Source organism: Halorubrum sp. 2020YC2, from assembly GCF_018623055.1.
In the GTDB taxonomy this organism is placed as follows: domain Archaea; phylum Halobacteriota; class Halobacteria; order Halobacteriales; family Haloferacaceae; genus Halorubrum.
In genome coordinates, this window is sequence record NZ_CP076019.1 from 2,465,146 (window position 1) to 2,480,895 (window position 15,750).

General features: G+C 68.5%; 14 protein-coding genes. 8 read left to right on the forward strand and 6 right to left on the reverse strand.

Features of this window, described 5'->3' with window-relative positions:
• Window positions 1–421: 421 nt before the first annotated feature.
• The 3 genes from KI388_RS12430 (at window position 422) to KI388_RS12440 (ending at window position 3,249) form a co-directional block, all read left to right on the forward strand.
• Window positions 422–1,498 carry a polysaccharide deacetylase family protein gene (locus tag KI388_RS12430; protein ID WP_215086923.1) on the forward strand — a complete coding sequence of 359 codons (1,077 nt, stop codon included), beginning with the start codon at window positions 422–424 and terminating at the stop codon, window positions 1,496–1,498.
• Window positions 1,499–1,714: 216 nt separating this feature from the next.
• Window positions 1,715–2,479 (forward strand): Lrp/AsnC family transcriptional regulator, encoded by a 765-nt coding sequence (locus KI388_RS12435; RefSeq protein ID WP_215086924.1) that lies wholly within the window; start codon window positions 1,715–1,717, stop codon window positions 2,477–2,479.
• 62 nt (window positions 2,480–2,541) lie between these two features.
• The gene (locus tag KI388_RS12440; RefSeq protein ID WP_215086925.1) at window positions 2,542–3,249 is read left to right on the forward strand and encodes a universal stress protein; all 708 of its coding nucleotides are present in this window, start codon (window positions 2,542–2,544) and stop codon (window positions 3,247–3,249) included.
• Window positions 3,250–3,288: 39 nt separating this feature from the next.
• On the opposite strand, the gene KI388_RS12445 is transcribed toward KI388_RS12440, so the two are convergent.
• Both KI388_RS12445 and KI388_RS12450 read right to left on the reverse strand, forming a co-directional pair.
• Window positions 3,289–4,671, reverse strand: coding sequence for an APC family permease (locus KI388_RS12445; RefSeq protein ID WP_215086926.1), 1,383 nt, complete (start codon window positions 4,669–4,671; stop codon window positions 3,289–3,291).
• A gap of 129 nt (window positions 4,672–4,800) precedes the next feature.
• Window positions 4,801–5,616 carry a hypothetical protein gene (locus KI388_RS12450; protein ID WP_215086927.1) on the reverse strand — a complete coding sequence of 272 codons (816 nt, stop codon included), beginning with the start codon at window positions 5,614–5,616 and terminating at the stop codon, window positions 4,801–4,803.
• Window positions 5,617–5,802: 186 nt separating this feature from the next.
• Between KI388_RS12450 and KI388_RS12455 the strand changes: the two genes are divergently transcribed.
• From KI388_RS12455 to KI388_RS12465, 3 genes are read left to right on the forward strand one after another with little or no spacing between them, the layout of a single operon-like run.
• Window positions 5,803–6,933, forward strand: a complete 1,131-nt coding sequence (locus KI388_RS12455) for a tRNA (guanine(26)-N(2))-dimethyltransferase (protein WP_215086928.1) — start codon at window positions 5,803–5,805, stop codon at window positions 6,931–6,933.
• Window positions 6,934–6,991: 58 nt separating this feature from the next.
• Window positions 6,992–8,302: a YihY/virulence factor BrkB family protein gene (locus KI388_RS12460; protein ID WP_215086929.1), complete on the forward strand. Its 1,311-nt coding sequence runs from the start codon at window positions 6,992–6,994 to the stop codon at window positions 8,300–8,302.
• 15 nt (window positions 8,303–8,317) lie between these two features.
• On the forward strand, window positions 8,318–9,304 hold the full coding sequence (locus KI388_RS12465) for a phosphatase PAP2 family protein (protein ID WP_215086930.1): 987 nt from the start codon (window positions 8,318–8,320) through the stop codon (window positions 9,302–9,304).
• Window positions 9,305–9,601: 297 nt separating this feature from the next.
• On the opposite strand, the gene glnA is transcribed toward KI388_RS12465, so the two are convergent.
• Entirely contained in the window at window positions 9,602–10,972 is a 1,371-nt protein-coding gene (glnA, locus tag KI388_RS12470) for a type I glutamate--ammonia ligase (protein ID WP_215086931.1), read from the reverse strand.
• 126 nt (window positions 10,973–11,098) lie between these two features.
• On the opposite strand from glnA, the gene lrp reads away from it, so the two are divergent.
• Window positions 11,099–11,557 (forward strand): HTH-type transcriptional regulator Lrp, encoded by a 459-nt coding sequence (gene lrp, locus KI388_RS12475; protein ID WP_215086932.1) that lies wholly within the window; start codon window positions 11,099–11,101, stop codon window positions 11,555–11,557.
• A gap of 24 nt (window positions 11,558–11,581) precedes the next feature.
• On the opposite strand, the gene KI388_RS12480 is transcribed toward lrp, so the two are convergent.
• Both KI388_RS12480 and gap read right to left on the reverse strand, forming a co-directional pair.
• Complete coding sequence (locus KI388_RS12480; protein WP_215086933.1) at window positions 11,582–12,814, reverse strand: phosphoglycerate kinase; 1,233 nt, start codon at window positions 12,812–12,814, stop codon at window positions 11,582–11,584.
• A gap of 117 nt (window positions 12,815–12,931) precedes the next feature.
• Window positions 12,932–13,984, reverse strand: coding sequence for a type I glyceraldehyde-3-phosphate dehydrogenase (gene gap / locus KI388_RS12485; RefSeq protein ID WP_215086934.1), 1,053 nt, complete (start codon window positions 13,982–13,984; stop codon window positions 12,932–12,934).
• Window positions 13,985–14,190: 206 nt separating this feature from the next.
• Between gap and KI388_RS12490 the strand changes: the two genes are divergently transcribed.
• Window positions 14,191–14,571 (forward strand): Hsp20/alpha crystallin family protein, encoded by a 381-nt coding sequence (locus KI388_RS12490; RefSeq protein ID WP_215086935.1) that lies wholly within the window; start codon window positions 14,191–14,193, stop codon window positions 14,569–14,571.
• 24 nt (window positions 14,572–14,595) lie between these two features.
• Here the strand turns inward: KI388_RS12490 and KI388_RS12495 are convergent, their stop codons facing one another.
• Window positions 14,596–15,504, reverse strand: coding sequence for a RimK family alpha-L-glutamate ligase (locus KI388_RS12495; RefSeq protein WP_215086936.1), 909 nt, complete (start codon window positions 15,502–15,504; stop codon window positions 14,596–14,598).
• Between the last annotated feature and the right edge of the window lie 246 nt (window positions 15,505–15,750).

Genomic DNA, 15,750 nt, shown 5'->3' on the forward strand with positions numbered 1-15,750 from the left:
TCTCGCCTCTCTTCTATTTCGCTGATCCCCATATTGGCTCTGTCTGGCGCGCTAACGGAACGCGATGTAGCCCCGCGCTCACCGTCTTCCGACAGCCGGCGCTGGCTCGATCGGTGTGACTCCGCTGATCGGTTCACGGGCACCTACTCCGTCCCGCGATCCGTAGACAGGGAATAACAATACAACTGTTATTCTTTCTTCGAAGGAACTGATGTACGACAAACACGTCTCGGATGCGCCACGTCGACGGGACCTGATCGCCGCCGTCGGTGGTGCCGCTATCACCGGTATCAGCGGCTGCGTTAGCTCTGGTGGAAGCGTGGATGAGAACACAAGCGACCGGAACTCGTCAAACGAAACCGTCGGCACCCCCGAGCCACCCGCGGCTGAACTCGGCCCGGAACTGTTCGAGGAGCTGTCAGTGATCAAATCTGTCGGCGGGCGTCTCTCCGCCGACACGGAGCGGCACGTCACCGGGACGCAGTGCGGTGCGCTCGAAACCAGCGCGGGCGGCACTTGGCTCCACGTCCCTCTGGCGGAGCCGGTCGATTTTAGCCGCGCTCGTCCGGCCTGCCACGTCGCGGCGGACGGGCCGGCGGCGAGCGAGTTTCTCTACTTGGACCTGCAGGACGTCGACGGGAACCGATTCCGGACCCGGACGGTCATCCGGAGCCGAACCGAGCTGGTTCAGGTCGACTTCGGAACTGTGAACCCTCGCGTCGACAACGCGACCGTCGATCTGGAACGGATCGAACGACTCTCGTTTCGGGCGGGACCGAGGGACGACTCCGGGACGGAAACTATCTATCTCGACTACCCTCGCCGCGTCCCGGTTCCGGAGACGGCGACGGTTGTGTTCCAGTTCGATGACGGCAACGAGTCCGATCTCTCGGAGGGGTTTCGGTCCCTCTCGCGGTACGACTACCCGGCGATCACCTACGTGAACACGGACACGATCGGGAGCGAAGGAAAGCTCGACGAGAGCCAACTCGGCGAACTCCAGCGCGGAAACTGGCTGATCGGCTCGCACACGACGGAACACACGGATCTGACTACCCTTTCGGACCCCGAGGCGATCGAACGCCGGATGCGCGGCGCGAAACAGTGGCTCGTCGATCGGGGATTCGCCGACGGAGCGCGTCACCTCGCGTACCCGTACAACGCAGTCGACGAACGCGTGTTATCGATCGCTTCCGACGTCTACGTTACCGGGCGGGCGTGGGACTGGCAGCCCGGACCGCTCCCATCGAACCTCCATCTGATCCCGGCCGACGGTGATCCCTCGCCGTCGGACTTCTCGAGGCTGCTCGATCGGGCGGTTCGGTACGGCGGCGTCCTGTGTGTCACCCATCACAATCTGTCCACGGACTCCGAAATATCGAACTTCGACGCGATAGTCGACGAGGTCCGTCGTCGCGATACGCTGGGTGACGTTGACGTCGTTCGGCTCGATGAACTCGAATCGATGGCGGCCGACGCCGGGGTTTCGCCAGCGTGAGCGCGAGGGACGCGCTGCGGCTCACGCCGAACTCCGCGAGGGACAGTTTTGTCGGTGATCCGGCAACGTAAACGGGCGGATCGCCTCCGCGAGGACGGGAGAGGAGTCTCCGCTCTCTTCGTGAGTAAGCCATATTACGGTTTGGCGGCTACGGTCCGACATGACGACCTTTCGACGGCGTAGTCTGTTCTCGACCGAACCGGGAGGCGGTCGACCGTGAGCCGCCACCTCGACGAGATCGACCGACAGATCGTCCACGCGCTGATGTCGGACGCTCGGAACACCTCGGCGCCGATGATCGCGGAGGACATGAACGTCTCCGCGGGAACGGTCCGGAACCGGATCGAGCGCCTCGAAGAGGCGGGCGTGATCCGCGGCTACACGGCGATCGTCGACTTCGAACAGGCGGACGGTCGGCTCACCTCGGTGTTCATGTGTACGGTGCCCGCCGACGAGCGGGAGCGGCTGGCGCTGGCCGCGCGGTCCATCCCCGGCGTGATCAACGTCCGCGTGCTCATGGCGGGTCGCCGGGATCTTCAGGTGGTCGCGGTCGGCGAGGAGACGAGCGACCTGCGGGAGATCGCGCGGACGCTGTCGGGGCTCGACATCCGTATCGAAGACGAGGAGCTACTCCAGACGGAGCTTTACACTCCCTACTCGCGGTTCCTCTCCGACGGCTCGAAGCGCTCCGTCGTCACCGACACGGTCACGCTCGCGGACGGGACCGCCGTGATCGAGGTGTGCGTCACAGAGGACGCGCCGATCGTCGGCCGGTCGCCGTCCGAGGCCCGCGCCGACGGGGTCCTGTCGTCCGACGCCGTCGTGACGTCGATAGAGCGCGACGGGTCGATCATCCATCCGGTCGACGACGCGACGGTCCGACCGGACGACGTGGTGACCGTCCTCCCCAAGGAGTCGTCCGAAGACGACGTGCTGGAAGCGTTCCTCACCGACGAGGAGATCCCGTCGCCGACCTCGTGAACCGACCTGTCCGACGGCGGCGTCTCCCCCCGTTTATTATTCCGGACCGCCTACGGTGACCCATGGCCGACACGATCCTCGTTCCGCTCGAACTCCCGGACCCGGAACCGCTGTCGCCGGTGTTGATCGAGGACCTCGCGTCGCTTTCGGTCGTGGTCCTCGGTCACTACGACCTCCCGGAGCAGACGCCGGCGAGCTCCGCGCGCGAGCAGTTCGGCGAGGCGGCACGGGCGACCCTCGACGAGGTCGCTGACGCCTTTTCCGACGCCGGTGCCTCCGTTCGAACGCGACTGGTGTTCGGGAAGGACCGCGCGGCCGCGATCCGGCAGATCGCGGCGGAAGAAGACTGCGCGGCCGAGCTCGACCCTGCCCCGACGGCGGGGATCGCTCGGATACTCGTGCCCCTTCCGGACGTCGCGGAGTTCGACCGCCTCCCGACGTTCATCCGGATTCTGGCCGAAGACTCGACCCAGCAGATAACGCTGTTCCACGTCGTCGAGGGCGACGAGTCACGTGACCGCGGCGAGGCGGTCGTCTCGGAGACTCGCGAGCGCCTCGTCGCGGACGGGTTCGACTCGGACGCCGTCGACACGCTGATCGTCGAGGGTGACGAACACGACGAGGAGATCCTCGGGGTCGCGGCCGACTACGACGCGGTCGTGATGTACGAGCCGGAGTCTCGCCTCGGAGACCGCGTGTTCGGCTCGCTGGCCGACCGGATCGCGGACGAGACGGGCGATCCGGTGATCCTCGTCAACCGAGACTACTGAGCCCGGCTCGGACCGGGACCGGTCGCTCTCCCCGTCTCTTCACTCCGCTTCCGTCGAGGCGAGCCCGTCGTCGTCCTCCCCGCGACGGGCGTGGACGATCATCCCGATCGCTCCGGTTCGGTCCGTCCGCGACCGGCCGTACGCGAGGTAGACGAGCGCGCTGCCGGCGATGATCCCGACCGCTCCGAGGATCGGTAGCGTCCCCATCTGCGTCAGGAGGCCGAGTCCGGCGAGGAAACCGAACACCTGGACGAACGGGTAGCCGGGCGCTTCGAACTCCGGGTCGTACGACGGCGCGTCTGCCACGCGGAAGGCGACCAGCGCCATGTTCTCGAACGAGAAGACGAGGATCTGGAACGCGCTCGCGAGCTTCGCCAGCTCGATCACGGGGACGAACGCGATGAGCAGCAGCAGCACGACCCCGGTGAGAAGCACGGAGTTCCGCGGCGTCTTGAACCGCGAGTCGATGGTCTGGAGCGCCGGCGGGAGCAGGTCGTCGCGGCTCATCGCCAGCGGGAACCGCGAGGAGGAGAGCACACCGGCGTTCGCCATGCTCGTGAGCGCGACGACGGCGACCACGGAAATGAACAGTACTCCCGCGCCGCCGAGGAGTGCCCCCGCGCCGTCCGCCATCGGCGTGAGCGACGCCGTCCCGCCCGGTCCCCCCGTCGTCAGCACCTCAGGGTCGCTGAGTCCGACGACCGCGCCGACGACCGCGACGTACAGGACGGTCATGATCCCCATCGATCCGAGCATCGCGCGCGGGAGATTCTTCCCGGGGTGTTTCACCTCCTCCGCGACGCTCGCGACCTTCGTGACGCCCGCGTACGAGACGAAGACGAAGGCGGCGGCCGTGACGACCCCGCCGCTTCCGTGGGTCGTGAAGGGAGTGTATCGGACGGTGTCGAGGACGAAGCCGGCGTTGACGACGTACGCGAGGAGGCCGGCGACGACCAAGGTGACGATGACCGCCTGTATCCCCCCGCTCATCTTCGTGCCCGAGACGTTCAGAGCGACGACGAGGACCGCGAGCGTCAACGCGACGTACACGACCGCGCCCTGTGAGAGCGGTGCGAAGAGCAGCAGGTACGCGCCGAGACCGACGAGCGCGAACGAGCTCTTGAACACCAGCGAGAACCACGCACCGATCCCGGCGATCGTTCCGAACAGCGGGCCGAGCGCCCGGTCGATGTAGAGGTAGGTCCCTCCGGACTCGGGCATCGCCGTCGCCATCTCGGCTTTCGACAGCGCGGCTGGCAACACGACGAGCGCGGCCAGCACGTACGCGAGGACCACGGCGGGTCCGGCTTTTTTGTATCCTAACGCCGGCAGGACAAAGATTCCGCTCCCGATCATCGCACCCATACTGATCATCATCGTCGGGTACAACCCGAGACTCCGATCGAGGTCGTGTTGGCCCATGCGCCTACGCGTATTACCGGCTCTTCCGGTTTATTACTATCGACAATTCCGAAATAACCGGCTCCGAAATTACTGATACCGCAACAAAAGGCGATTCGGAAGACGGATCGCGTACTGCGTCGGCGCCGGCTACGAGCCGTCGCGTCGATCCGCGGGCTCGTCGTCCGCCTCGCCGTCGCTTTCGTCCGATTCGCCCGTTTCGTCGGCGGCTTCGTCCGCCTCGGCCGCTCCCTCGACGGTTTCGCTCACCTTCTCGTCGACGGTCTTCTCGACGGTTTCCTCGACGGTCTCCTCGACTTTTTCCCCGACGGTTTCCTCGACGGTTTCCTCGACTGTCTCTTCGACCTTCTCCTCGACGGTTTCCCCGACGGTTTCCTCGACGGTTTCCTCAAGCTTCTCCTCGACGGTCTCGCCCACCTTTTCCTCGACCGTCTTCTCGACGGTCTCGCCCACGGTCTCCTCGACTTTCCCCGTGACCTCCTCGCTGACGGTGTCGCTGACGTCGTCTGCGACCCCGCTGACCTCCTTGTTGACGGTCTCCCCGACGCTCTTTTCGACCTCCTTGCTCACCGTCTCCTCGACCTTGTCGCCCACGGTCTCCTCGACGGTCTTCTCGACCTCCTTGCTCACCGTTTCGCCCACCGTCTTCTCGACCTCCTTGTTGACGGTCTCCCCGACGGTCTTTTCGAGTTCCTTGTCGACGGTCTCCCCGACGCTCTCCTCGACCTGTTTGCCGACCTGGTCCGCGACCTCGCGGGTCATCCAGTCCGGGTCGAAGCGCGCCATCTTCCAGACGACGTGGACCACGTACGAGGCGAACACCCCGATACCGAACGCGATCGCCACGTCGTTCTGCTGGGTGGTCGCGATCAGCACGATCGACAGGGCGATCAGCGCGCCGTACGCGATGTCGGTGATCGCGTCCACCCGCGCCGGGCTTACCATCTCCGTCCCTCCGTCTCGCCGGCGACCGCGTCCCGCCCTCCTCGCGTGGCGTCTCCGTTCATACGTTCGTGTTCTGCGCCGGCGGCGTAAAAGCCTCCCTCGTCGCCTCTGGTCCCCGCGCGCTGCCGCCTGAGTCGCCCCGGGCCGGAGCGCGGCCCTTTTAGCCCGGATGGCCGAACCGACCGCATGGACATCGAAGAGGGCGGACTCACCGTCTCCGTCCCGGAGGCCCGCGACGGCGCCAGCGAGGGCACCGGCGGCGGCGTCTTCTTCAATCCGACCCAGGAGCTGAACCGCGACGTGACGGTCGCGACGCTGCGCGCCTACCGCGACCGCGAGCCGCGGGTCGCCTCGTACCTCGACGCGATGGCGGCCTCGGGGATACGGGGCGTCCGCGCCGCCGCCGAGGGGTATCAGGTTACCTGCGCCGACGTCGACGCGGACGCGGTCGACCTCGCCGCCGCGAACCTCGACGCCAACGGTCTCGACGGCGAGTCCGTCCACCGCGACGTCAACGCCCTGCTGTACGACGAGGGCCCGTTCGACGTCGTCGACCTCGACCCGTACGGCACCCCGATCCCCTTCGCGGACGCGGCGTTCGCGAACGGCCGCAACCTGATCTGCGTCACCGCCACGGACACCGCGCCGCTGTGTGGCGCCCATCTCAACAGCGGGATCCGCAAGTACGGCGCGGTCCCGCGCAACACCGACTACCACCCCGAGATGGGGCTCCGGACGCTGGTTTCCGCCCTGACGCGGACCGCCGCGCGCTACGACAAGGCGGCGACGCCGATCCTCTCGCACGTCTCCCGTCACTACGCGCGGACCTACCTGGAACTGGAGTCGGGCGCCCGCGCGGCCGACGACTGCCTCGAAAACCTCGGCCACGTCGACAACTGTGAGGACTGCCTCTGGCGCGAGGCGACCTCCGGCCGAATCGCCGACCCGGTCGACGCCTGCCCGGAGTGCGGGAGCGACCGCGTCCTCACGGCCGGGCCGATCTGGCTCGGGCCGGTCGCGGACCCCGAGTTCGTCCGCGCCGCCCGCCGCGAGGTGACCGACGACATGGGCGAGGCGAAGCGCGCGCGCAAGCTGCTCGGCACCGTCGCGCGCGAGATCGACACGCCGACGCACTACGACCAGCACCGGCTGTACAAACAGTGGGGCGAGCCGGCGATCGGGATGGACGAGTTCGTCGAGCGCCTGCGCGGGGCCGGCCACGAGGCGAGCCGCGCGCACTACCGCGGCACCGCGGTCAAGAGCACGGCGTCGATCCCCGAGATGCGCGAGGCGGTCCTCGGCGGCGACGGGGACTGAGACCCCTCCCGCGGTCGGCACCCTCTCGCTTTTGTCGCGGTCGGTCGAAGGTCGGGACGTGTCCCGACACTCGCGTACCGCGTTCGGCACGGCTCGGCGCGTCGTCGACGTCGCGGTCGACCGGCAGGTGACGTTCCTCGCCGCCGCCATCGCCTACTACGCGTTCGTCTCGCTCGTCCCAGCGCTGCTGTTGCTCGTCGTCGTCGCCACCGCCGTCTTCGGGGAGGCGATCGCCGGCGAGCTGGTGGCGGGGGCGGGCGACCTCCTCACGCCGGCCGGCGAGGAGGCGGTGACCGCGGCGATCGCCTCCGCCGGCGGTCGGACCGGCGCGAGCCTGCTCGGCGTCGCGGTGCTGCTCTGGTCGACGCTGAAGGTGTTCCGCGGCCTCGACACGGCGTTTGCCGAGCTGTACGGGGTCAAGGAGCCGCCGGACCTCCTGAAACAGCTCACCGACGCCGGCTCGGTGATCCTCGCCGTGGGCATCGGGATCGGCGTGATGGTCGTCGTCGGGGCGTTCGTCGCGGCCGCCGACGCGATCCCGGTGGTCGAGGCCGCGAGCATCCTCGCCTTACCGGGGTTCCTCGCGGTCGTCTTCCTCCCGATGTACTACCTGCTCCCCGAGCCGGACATCGCGTTCCGCGAAGCGCTACCCGGCGCGGCCGTCGCCGCCCTCGGATGGACGATACTACAGGCCGGCTTTCAGGTGTACGCGGCGAGCGCCGGCCAGTTTCAGGTGTACGGCGTCATCGGCGGCATCCTCCTGCTCGTCACGTGGCTCTACCTCGCGGCGGTCGTCGTCGTGACCGGGGGCGTCGTCAACGTGGTGCTGGCCGGCCGCGACGGGGTCGTCCCCCCGAGCGGCGCCGGCCTCGGCGGCGCGGCGGCGCCGACCGACCACGCCGCGGACCGGCAGTTACAACAGGACCGCGGCCGACCCACCGGTATGAACGGCGAGTCGGACGCCTCCGAGGGCGACGACGAGCGGCCGCGCGGCGCGCCGGACGTGGCCGCCCTCGAAGCGGAGGTCCGGGAGCTGCGGTCGCAGCTCGACGAGTTCGAAGACGACGTGGAACGCCGCACGGTCGACAAGCCCGAGGTCGAGTCGGAGCTGAAGCGGTACGTCCGGTCTCGGATGCGCCGCGGCCACGCCCGCGGCTGGGGACCGTACCTCGTCCTGCTGTACGGGACGGTGCTGACGCTCGCGGCCCTGACGTCGCTTCAGGGGATCTACGCGATCGGCGCCATCGTCGTCCTCGGGTTGTCGACGCTCGGGCTGTACACCATCTTTGTCGTCGGCGGCATCGGCCTGAACCTGCTCGAAACGCCGGGAAAGGCGCTCGACTACGCCCGCAACCGCGGCGATGACTGACCGAGCCGGCCGACCGTGACCGGACTCGTCGCCGCCGAACGCGGGATCGGTGAGGCCGCCCTCGTCGACGCGCTCCCGGAGTTCGTCGTCGTCGCCTTCGCGGCCGTCACCCACCTCGCGGACCCGTGGTTCCTCTTCGCGCTGCTCGCGGTCGGCTACTGGTTCGCGAGCGACGGCGTCGCGGGGTCGCCGCGCCGCGCCGGCGCGACGGCCATCGCGGCCGTCACCTGCGCGTACGCCGCGACGGCGCTCGGCAAGGCGTGGTTCGCGGTCCCCCGCCCGCCCGGCGCGATGCCCCCGGCCGACGTTCCGACGTGGCTCCCGGCGCTCCTGTCCGGCTGGTACGAGGCGCAGGTGCTCTCGGACGGGTTCGGCTTCCCGAGCGGCCACGCCACCGGCGGCGCGGCCGCGTACCTCGCCGTGGCCCTGCTGTACGACCGGCTCTGGACCGACCGCGCCCGCTACCTCGCGGCCGGCGCGGTCGCCCTCGCGGTCGCGGCCTCGCGGGTCGTCATCGAGGTTCACTACCTCGTCGACGTGCTCGCGGGGCTGGTCGTCGGCGCGGGGACGGTCGGCGTCGCCCTGCGGCTCGCCCGCGACCCGCGCGTCCGGCGCTCGACGGACGCGGAGACGGCGGCCGGGCCGACCGCCGAACTGAACCCCGCCCCGGCGTTCCTGCTCGCGGCGGTCGTCTCGGCCGGCGCGCTGGCCGTCGCCGTCGCGGGCGGGCACACCGGTGAGGTCGTCGAAGCCGGCATCGGGATCGCCACCGGCGCCGGCGGCGCGATCGGCTGGCGGCTCGTCGAGGGCGACGAGCCGGCGGTCCCGGTCCGGGTCGCGGTCCCCGCGCTCGCCGTCACCGGCGGGCTCTGGGTGGGCGCGTACGCGCTCGCGGGGACGCTCCCCGTGACGCTGGTCGCGACGACCGCCGCCGTGGTCGCCGTCGTCGCGCTGCCGGCGCTCCCAGAGCGGGTCGAGGCGCTGTCGAACACCCGGAGCTGAACGGCTTTGCGAGGCGTTCGCCGCCGATCCGCTATCAACTATTTATAAGCGAGCGGCTGGGGGATTTGGACGCGTATACCGCAGCGCTGTTTCTCACGTATAAATAGCCGACAGCGAGATCATTCGGATACGCTTCAACACCGGTTCCGACCGCGTCTCACACTCTCTCCCGCGATCGATCGGTCGGTGGGCTCACGCGCTCGTCGGGGGCGAAGCGCTGACGTTCGAACATACGCGGAAAAATAAAACTAGGCAAGACGAGAGCGCCGGAAGCGCCCGAGCGGTCGAGCCGTTGCCTCAGAACGTCTCCAGGTAGCGGTCCTCCTCCCACTGCGACACCTGGGTGAGGTACTCGCTGAACTCCTGGGACTTCGCCTCGGCGAACTTCTCGGAGGTGTGGGGGCCGAGCGCCTCCTGAAGCACCTCGTCTTCTTCCAGTTCCTCGACGGCGGCGCCGAGGTTCGGCGGCAGCGTCTCGATGCCGTACTCCTCGCGTTTCGCGTCGTCGAACTCGTAGATGTCCTCGCGGACCGGGTCGCCGGGGTCGGCCTCGGCCTTGATCCCGTCGAGACCGGCGGCGATGAGCGACGCCATCCCGAGGTAGGGGTTACACGAGGGGTCGGGGCTGCGGACCTCGAAGCGCGCGGAGACGCCCGCGGCGTCCGGCACGCGGACGAGCGCGGAGCGGTTCGTGTCGGACCAGGCGACGTAGATGGGCGCCTCGTAGCCGGGCACCAGCCGCTTGTAGGAGTTCACGGTCGGGTTCGTCACGGCCGTGAACGCGGGGGCGTGGTTCAGGATGCCGCCCATGAACTGGTAGGCGGTCTCGCTCAGGTTGAACTCGTCGTCGTCGTCCGCGAACGCGTTGCCGTCCTCGTCGAACAGCGAGATGTGGCTGTGCATGCCCGAGCCGTTGATGTCGGCGATCGGTTTGGGCATGAACGTCGCGTGGAGGTCGTGTTGGCTCGCGACCGCGCGGACGACGGCGCGGAACGTCGCGATGTTGTCCGCGGTGGTGAGCGCGTCGTCGTACTTGAAGTTGATCTCGTGTTGCCCCTCCGCGACCTCGTGGTGGGAGGCCTCGATCTCGAAGCCCATCTCTTCGAGGGTGAAGATGATCTCCTTCCGGACGTCGCTCGCGAGGTCCTTGGGCGCGAGGTCGAAGTAGCCGCCGTTGTCGTGGGGGACGGTGGTCGCGTTGCCCTCGTCGTCGGTCTTGAACAGGAAGAACTCGGGCTCCGGACCGATGGAGACGGAGTAGCCCATCTCCTCGGCCTCGGCGAGGACCGACTTCAGTACCTGCCGCGGACCGCCGGCGAACGGCTCGCCGTCGGTGTCGACGATGTCACAGATGAGCCGCGCGGCCCCGCTGCCGTCGTCGCCGTTGCTGCGCCACGGGAGCACCGCGAACGTGTCGGGGTCGGGAACGAGCCGCATGTCCGACTCCTGAATGCGCACGAACCCCTCGATGGAGGAGCCGTCGAAGTAGATGCCCTCGGTGAACGCCTTCTCCGCCTGATGGGCGGGAACGGAGACGTTCTTCACGACGCCGAGGATGTCGGTGAACTGGAGCCGCAGGAAGTCGACGTTCTCCTCTTCGATCTCGTCGAGCACCGCCTGTTCTTCGGCCGTGAGGCCGCCGTCCGGTTTCGCGTGTTCGTCCGTCATGTTCTGGACGTTTGATTCGTTATCTGCCAGTATAAAGGCCTTATCGCTTGGCGCATGAACCGCCAGACTCGCAAAACTGCTGGACGTTCGTAAAATTCTAAACCCCCGGAAGCGTGATCGACTGTGATGACGTACGAAAACCTCGACGCGAAGCTCATCAACTCGCTGCTCAGCAACGGCCGGGCGAGCCTCCGAAGCCTCGGTGACGAACTCGACGTCTCGGTGACGACCGTCTCGAACCACCTCCGCGACCTCGAGGAAGAGGGCGTGATCGACGGGTACACGCCCGTCGTCGACTACGACAAGCTCGGCTACGACGTGACGGCCGTGCTCCAGCTCAAGGTCGAGGGGAGCGCCCTGCCGGACGTCACGGAGAAGCTCCGCCAGGAGAAACGGATGGTGAGCGTCTACGAGGTCACCGGCGACTACGACGTGATCGCCATCGGGAAGTTCACCGACACCGACGGGATGAACGACCAGATCAAGTCGATCCTCACGGACGCGGACATCCGCGAGTCGAACACGAGCGTCGTGTTGAACGCGGTCACCGAAAACGAGCAGTTCGACCTCGACGTTCAGGAGTAGTCCGGTCGGGCGCCGCCGCCTCCCTCAGTTCTCCGCTCGCCGCTCCGCCGCCGCCTCTAAGACCTCCACCGCCGGGAGCGGTTCGCCCGTCAGCGCGCGGATGTACGCGCCGCCCGCGATGGAGACGTGCGAGAAGTCGCCCTCGCTCATGCCGTACATCTCGATGGCTCGGGAGGTGTCGCCGCCGCCGACGACCGAGAAGCAGTCCGTCTCCGCGATGGCTTCGAGGGCGCCGACGGTGCCGTCCGCGAACCGCTCGTCCTCGAAGACGCCGAGCGCGCCCTTCACGAACACCGCGTCGGACTCGCGGATCGCCGGCTCGTAGTCGTCGACCGTCGCGGTACCCACGTCGAGGTACCCCTCCGTCTTCTCGTCGATGTCGTCGACGGCGACCTCCGCGCGGTCGCCGTCCGGGCCCTCGTACGCGAGGTCGCTCGCGAGGCGGATCGCGTCGCCGCGCTCGTCGAGGACCGACTCGATCAGCTCGCGGTTCCGCTGCCACTGGTCGTCGAACAGGTCCATGTCGCCCACGTCGCGGCCGACCGGGTGGCCCGCCGCACGCAAGAACAGTTCGCCCGCGACGCCGCCGAGCAGGAAGCGGTCGACCTTCTCGTCTAAGGCGTCCATCACGCCGATCACGTCGGTCGCCTTCGTCCCGCCGACGACCATCGTCACCGGCCCGTCGAACTCGCGGGTCGCGATGGCGGTGTTGGCCTCGTACTCCGTCTCCATCACGCGCCCCGCGTACGCGGGGAGGACGAGCGGGAAGCCGACCAGCGAGGCGTGCGACCGATGCGCCGCCGAGTAGGCGTCGTTGACGTACGCGTCGAACTTCGGCGCCAGGGTCCGAACGAACTCCGTCTCCGCCTTCTCCTCGGGCGACGCCTCGGGCAGTTCGTCCTCGCACATCCGGGCGTTTTCCAAGAGGAGGACCTCGCCCGCGCCGAGCGCGTCGATGGCCGCCAGCGCCTCGTCGCCGTACGTGTCGGCCACGAAGCTCACGTCGCGGTCGACGTGGTCCGAGAGGATTTCCGCGTGGCCCGCGAGCGACGTGAAGTCGTCGCGGCCGGGGCGGCCCTGGTGGGCCAGCAGGACGACGCGGTGGCCCGCCTCGGCCAGTTCGCGGACCGTCTCCGCGTGGCGCTCGAAGCGGCGGTTGTCCTGCGGTGTTCCGTCCTCGATGGGAGAGTTGAGGTCCAGTCGGACGAGGACGCGTGAGTCGGCCGGGAGGTCGTTGATGGTGTCGAAGGTGGGCATGGGTGAGTGGTCGTCGATGAGATATTTAACGAATCGCTCTCCGGGGGAACGTTGCCGCCGGGAGCGAGGCAGTCGTCTCTCCTCGCTCGAAGCGGGCGCAAACGCTCTGTCGGTCGGTTACGCCTCGTCGTGGACGTACGCGGCCATGTCGAGCATCCGGTTCGAGAAGCCGTACTCGTTGTCGTACCAGGTGAGGATCTTCAGGAGCTTCCCGCCGGCGATGACGTTCGTCGACCCGAGGTCGACGTAGCTGGAGAAGGGGAGCCCGACGATGTCCGAGGAGACGACCTCGTCGTCGGTGTAGCCGAGGACACCCGCGAGCGGGCCGGAGTCGGCGGCGTCGCGGAAGGCGGCGTTGACCTCCTCCTCGGTGACGTCCTCGTCGAGGCTGACGACGAACTCGGTGATCGAGCCGGTCGGGACCGGGACGCGCATCGCCATCCCGTCGATCTTGCCCTCGAGCTGCGGGAGGACCTCCTGTGCGGCGCCCGCGGCGCCCGTCGACGTGGGGACGATGTTCTCGGCGGCCGCACGGCCGCGACGGCGCTTGCTCATCGGGCCGTCGATGAGGCTCTGGGAGCCGGTGTACGCGTGAACCGTGGTGAGCGTGCCGGCGTCGATGCCGAACTCCGCGTCGAGCACCTTCGCGACCGGGGTGATGGAGTTCGTCGTGCAGGAGGCGTTCGAGACCACGTCGTCGCCCTCGTACTCGTCGTGGTTGACGCCGTAGACGAGCTGTTTGACCGGCTTCTCGCCCTTCGGCGGGGCGGAGATGATCACGGTGTCGGCGCCGCCGTCGAGGTGCGCGCTCGCGTCGTCGCGGGTGCGGAAGATGCCCGTACACTCCAAGGCGACGTCGACGTCGAGCTCGTCCCACGGGAGGTCGGCGGGGTCCTGAACGTTGAACAGCGGGACGGCGGTGCCGCCGATCGTCAGCTCGTCGCCGTCGCGCTCGACGCCGTCGAGCCGACCCATGACGGTGTCGTACTTCGCGAGATACCCCATGTCGTCGAAGTCCATCACGTCGTTGATCCCGACGAGCTCGATCCGGGGACTCTCTAAGACCGCGCGGAACACGTTCCGCCCGATGCGCCCGAAGCCGTTGAGTCCCACTCGAACGACCTCGTCGTCGCTCACGTCGTCGCCCGCAGTCAGGTTCGATTTACTCATGTTCGAAAAAAGCGAGACGCAACTACTTAAATCCGGCTCAGTCGCCGCGAGATCGTCATAATCGTTCGAATTTGTTACGAACGTCGTTCCGGCTCCGGCGCGTTACCGGGCGGCGCCCCCGTCGTCGCGCCGCTCGACGCGGGCGGGTAGCGGCCGATACGGCGACCGACAGAAGGCTTATCGGGGTCACCGACTTCACGGGAGGTATGGACAGAGACGACCGCGACGATCCGTTCGGAGACTTCTTCGAGGAGATCGAGCGGATGATGAACGAGATGGCCAACGGCAGCCCCCCGTCGGCCGACGACGCCGGGTTCGGCTCCGAGACCCACGTCGACGCGTACACCACCGAGGAGTCGGTCCGTCTCGTGGCCGACCTCCCCGCCGTCTCGAAGGAGGACCTCTCGCTGCGCTGCGACGGCGACGCGCTCACCATCTCCGCGGTCTCCGACCGTCGCGAGTACGACGAGACCGTCGACCTCCCCGCGCCCGTCGACGAGCACTCCGCGGACGCGACGTTCAACAACGGCGTCCTCGAAGTAACCTTTGACCGCGTCGACGACAGCGCGTCGATCGACCTCGTCTGAGCGCTGGCCGTTCCCGGCTCCCCTCTACTCCCCGTTCGCCGTCCGCCGGATCAGCGCCGCGAACCGGTCGTAGAAGTCGTCCGCGTACTTCGTCGCGGCGTCGACGGTCGGCCGCGCGTTCGTCTCGTTGACGACCAGTCGGTCGTCGGTCGCGAGCAGGTCCACGCCGAGGTAGTCGATCCCGAGCGCCGCGGCCGCGCGCTCCGCGAGGCCGCGGGCGGCCGGGTCGAGGTCGACGCCGCGCGCCGTCGCGCCGCGGTGGACGTTGTGTTTCCACCGGCCCGCCGCGAGCGCGTCGTCGTCGAGGACGCGCTCCACCGCGCCGGCGCACTCGCCGTCGACGACCATCGCGCGGTAGTCGCGCGCGTCGGGGAGGTACTCCTGAATCAGGAACGACTTGTCGCCGGTGGCGCGGTAGTCGTGGATCAGGTTCAGGTAGTCGACCACGCCCAGCAGGGAGTCGAGGTCCGTCGCGGTCGCGACGCCCACTCCCCGGGTCGCGGAGTTCGGTTTCACGACCACGGGATAGGAGAACCCCTCGGCGGCGTCGACGACGACCGACTCGTCCACCGGGTTCGACACGAGCGTCGTCTTCGGCGTCGGCAGCCCCGCGGCCGACAGCCTCGCCAGCACGCCCGCCTTGTTGCGCGAGGCGACGACCGCGTCGCGGCCGTTCACCCACGGGACGCCGAGGCGCTCGTCGACGACCGCCCCCTCCATGAGCCGCGTCGGGTACACGAGCCCGACATCGAACCCGTCGAACTCGCCCGGATCGGCCGCGTCGACGCCGCCCTCCGTGTCGGCCTCGCCGCTCGAAACCCGAAGCGCCCGCTCTTTCGCTCGGACGTGACCGGCCTCGATGCCGCGGTCCGCGAGCGGCCCGCGCACGCGCTCGAACGTCTCCGCGTCGGTGGTCATCGCGAGCCGGAGCATAGCCGTGTTGGGAGTCGATCGAACTTAAAACCGTGCGAGCGGCGCGATGGCAGCGACACCTCACGACAGGCGGTGGCGCGCCCCGGTGAGCGGCCCAGAGGGCCGCGAACCGACGGTGCGAGGGAGTCAGTCGCCCGAAGCGAAGCGAGGGCGACTGACGAGGCTGGGGAGGTGTGAGGTGCTGTGCGGAGCGGGGCGGGGCTCAAAGGGGCAGCCGCGAGGCGGGCGCAGGTGACGCAAGGACCG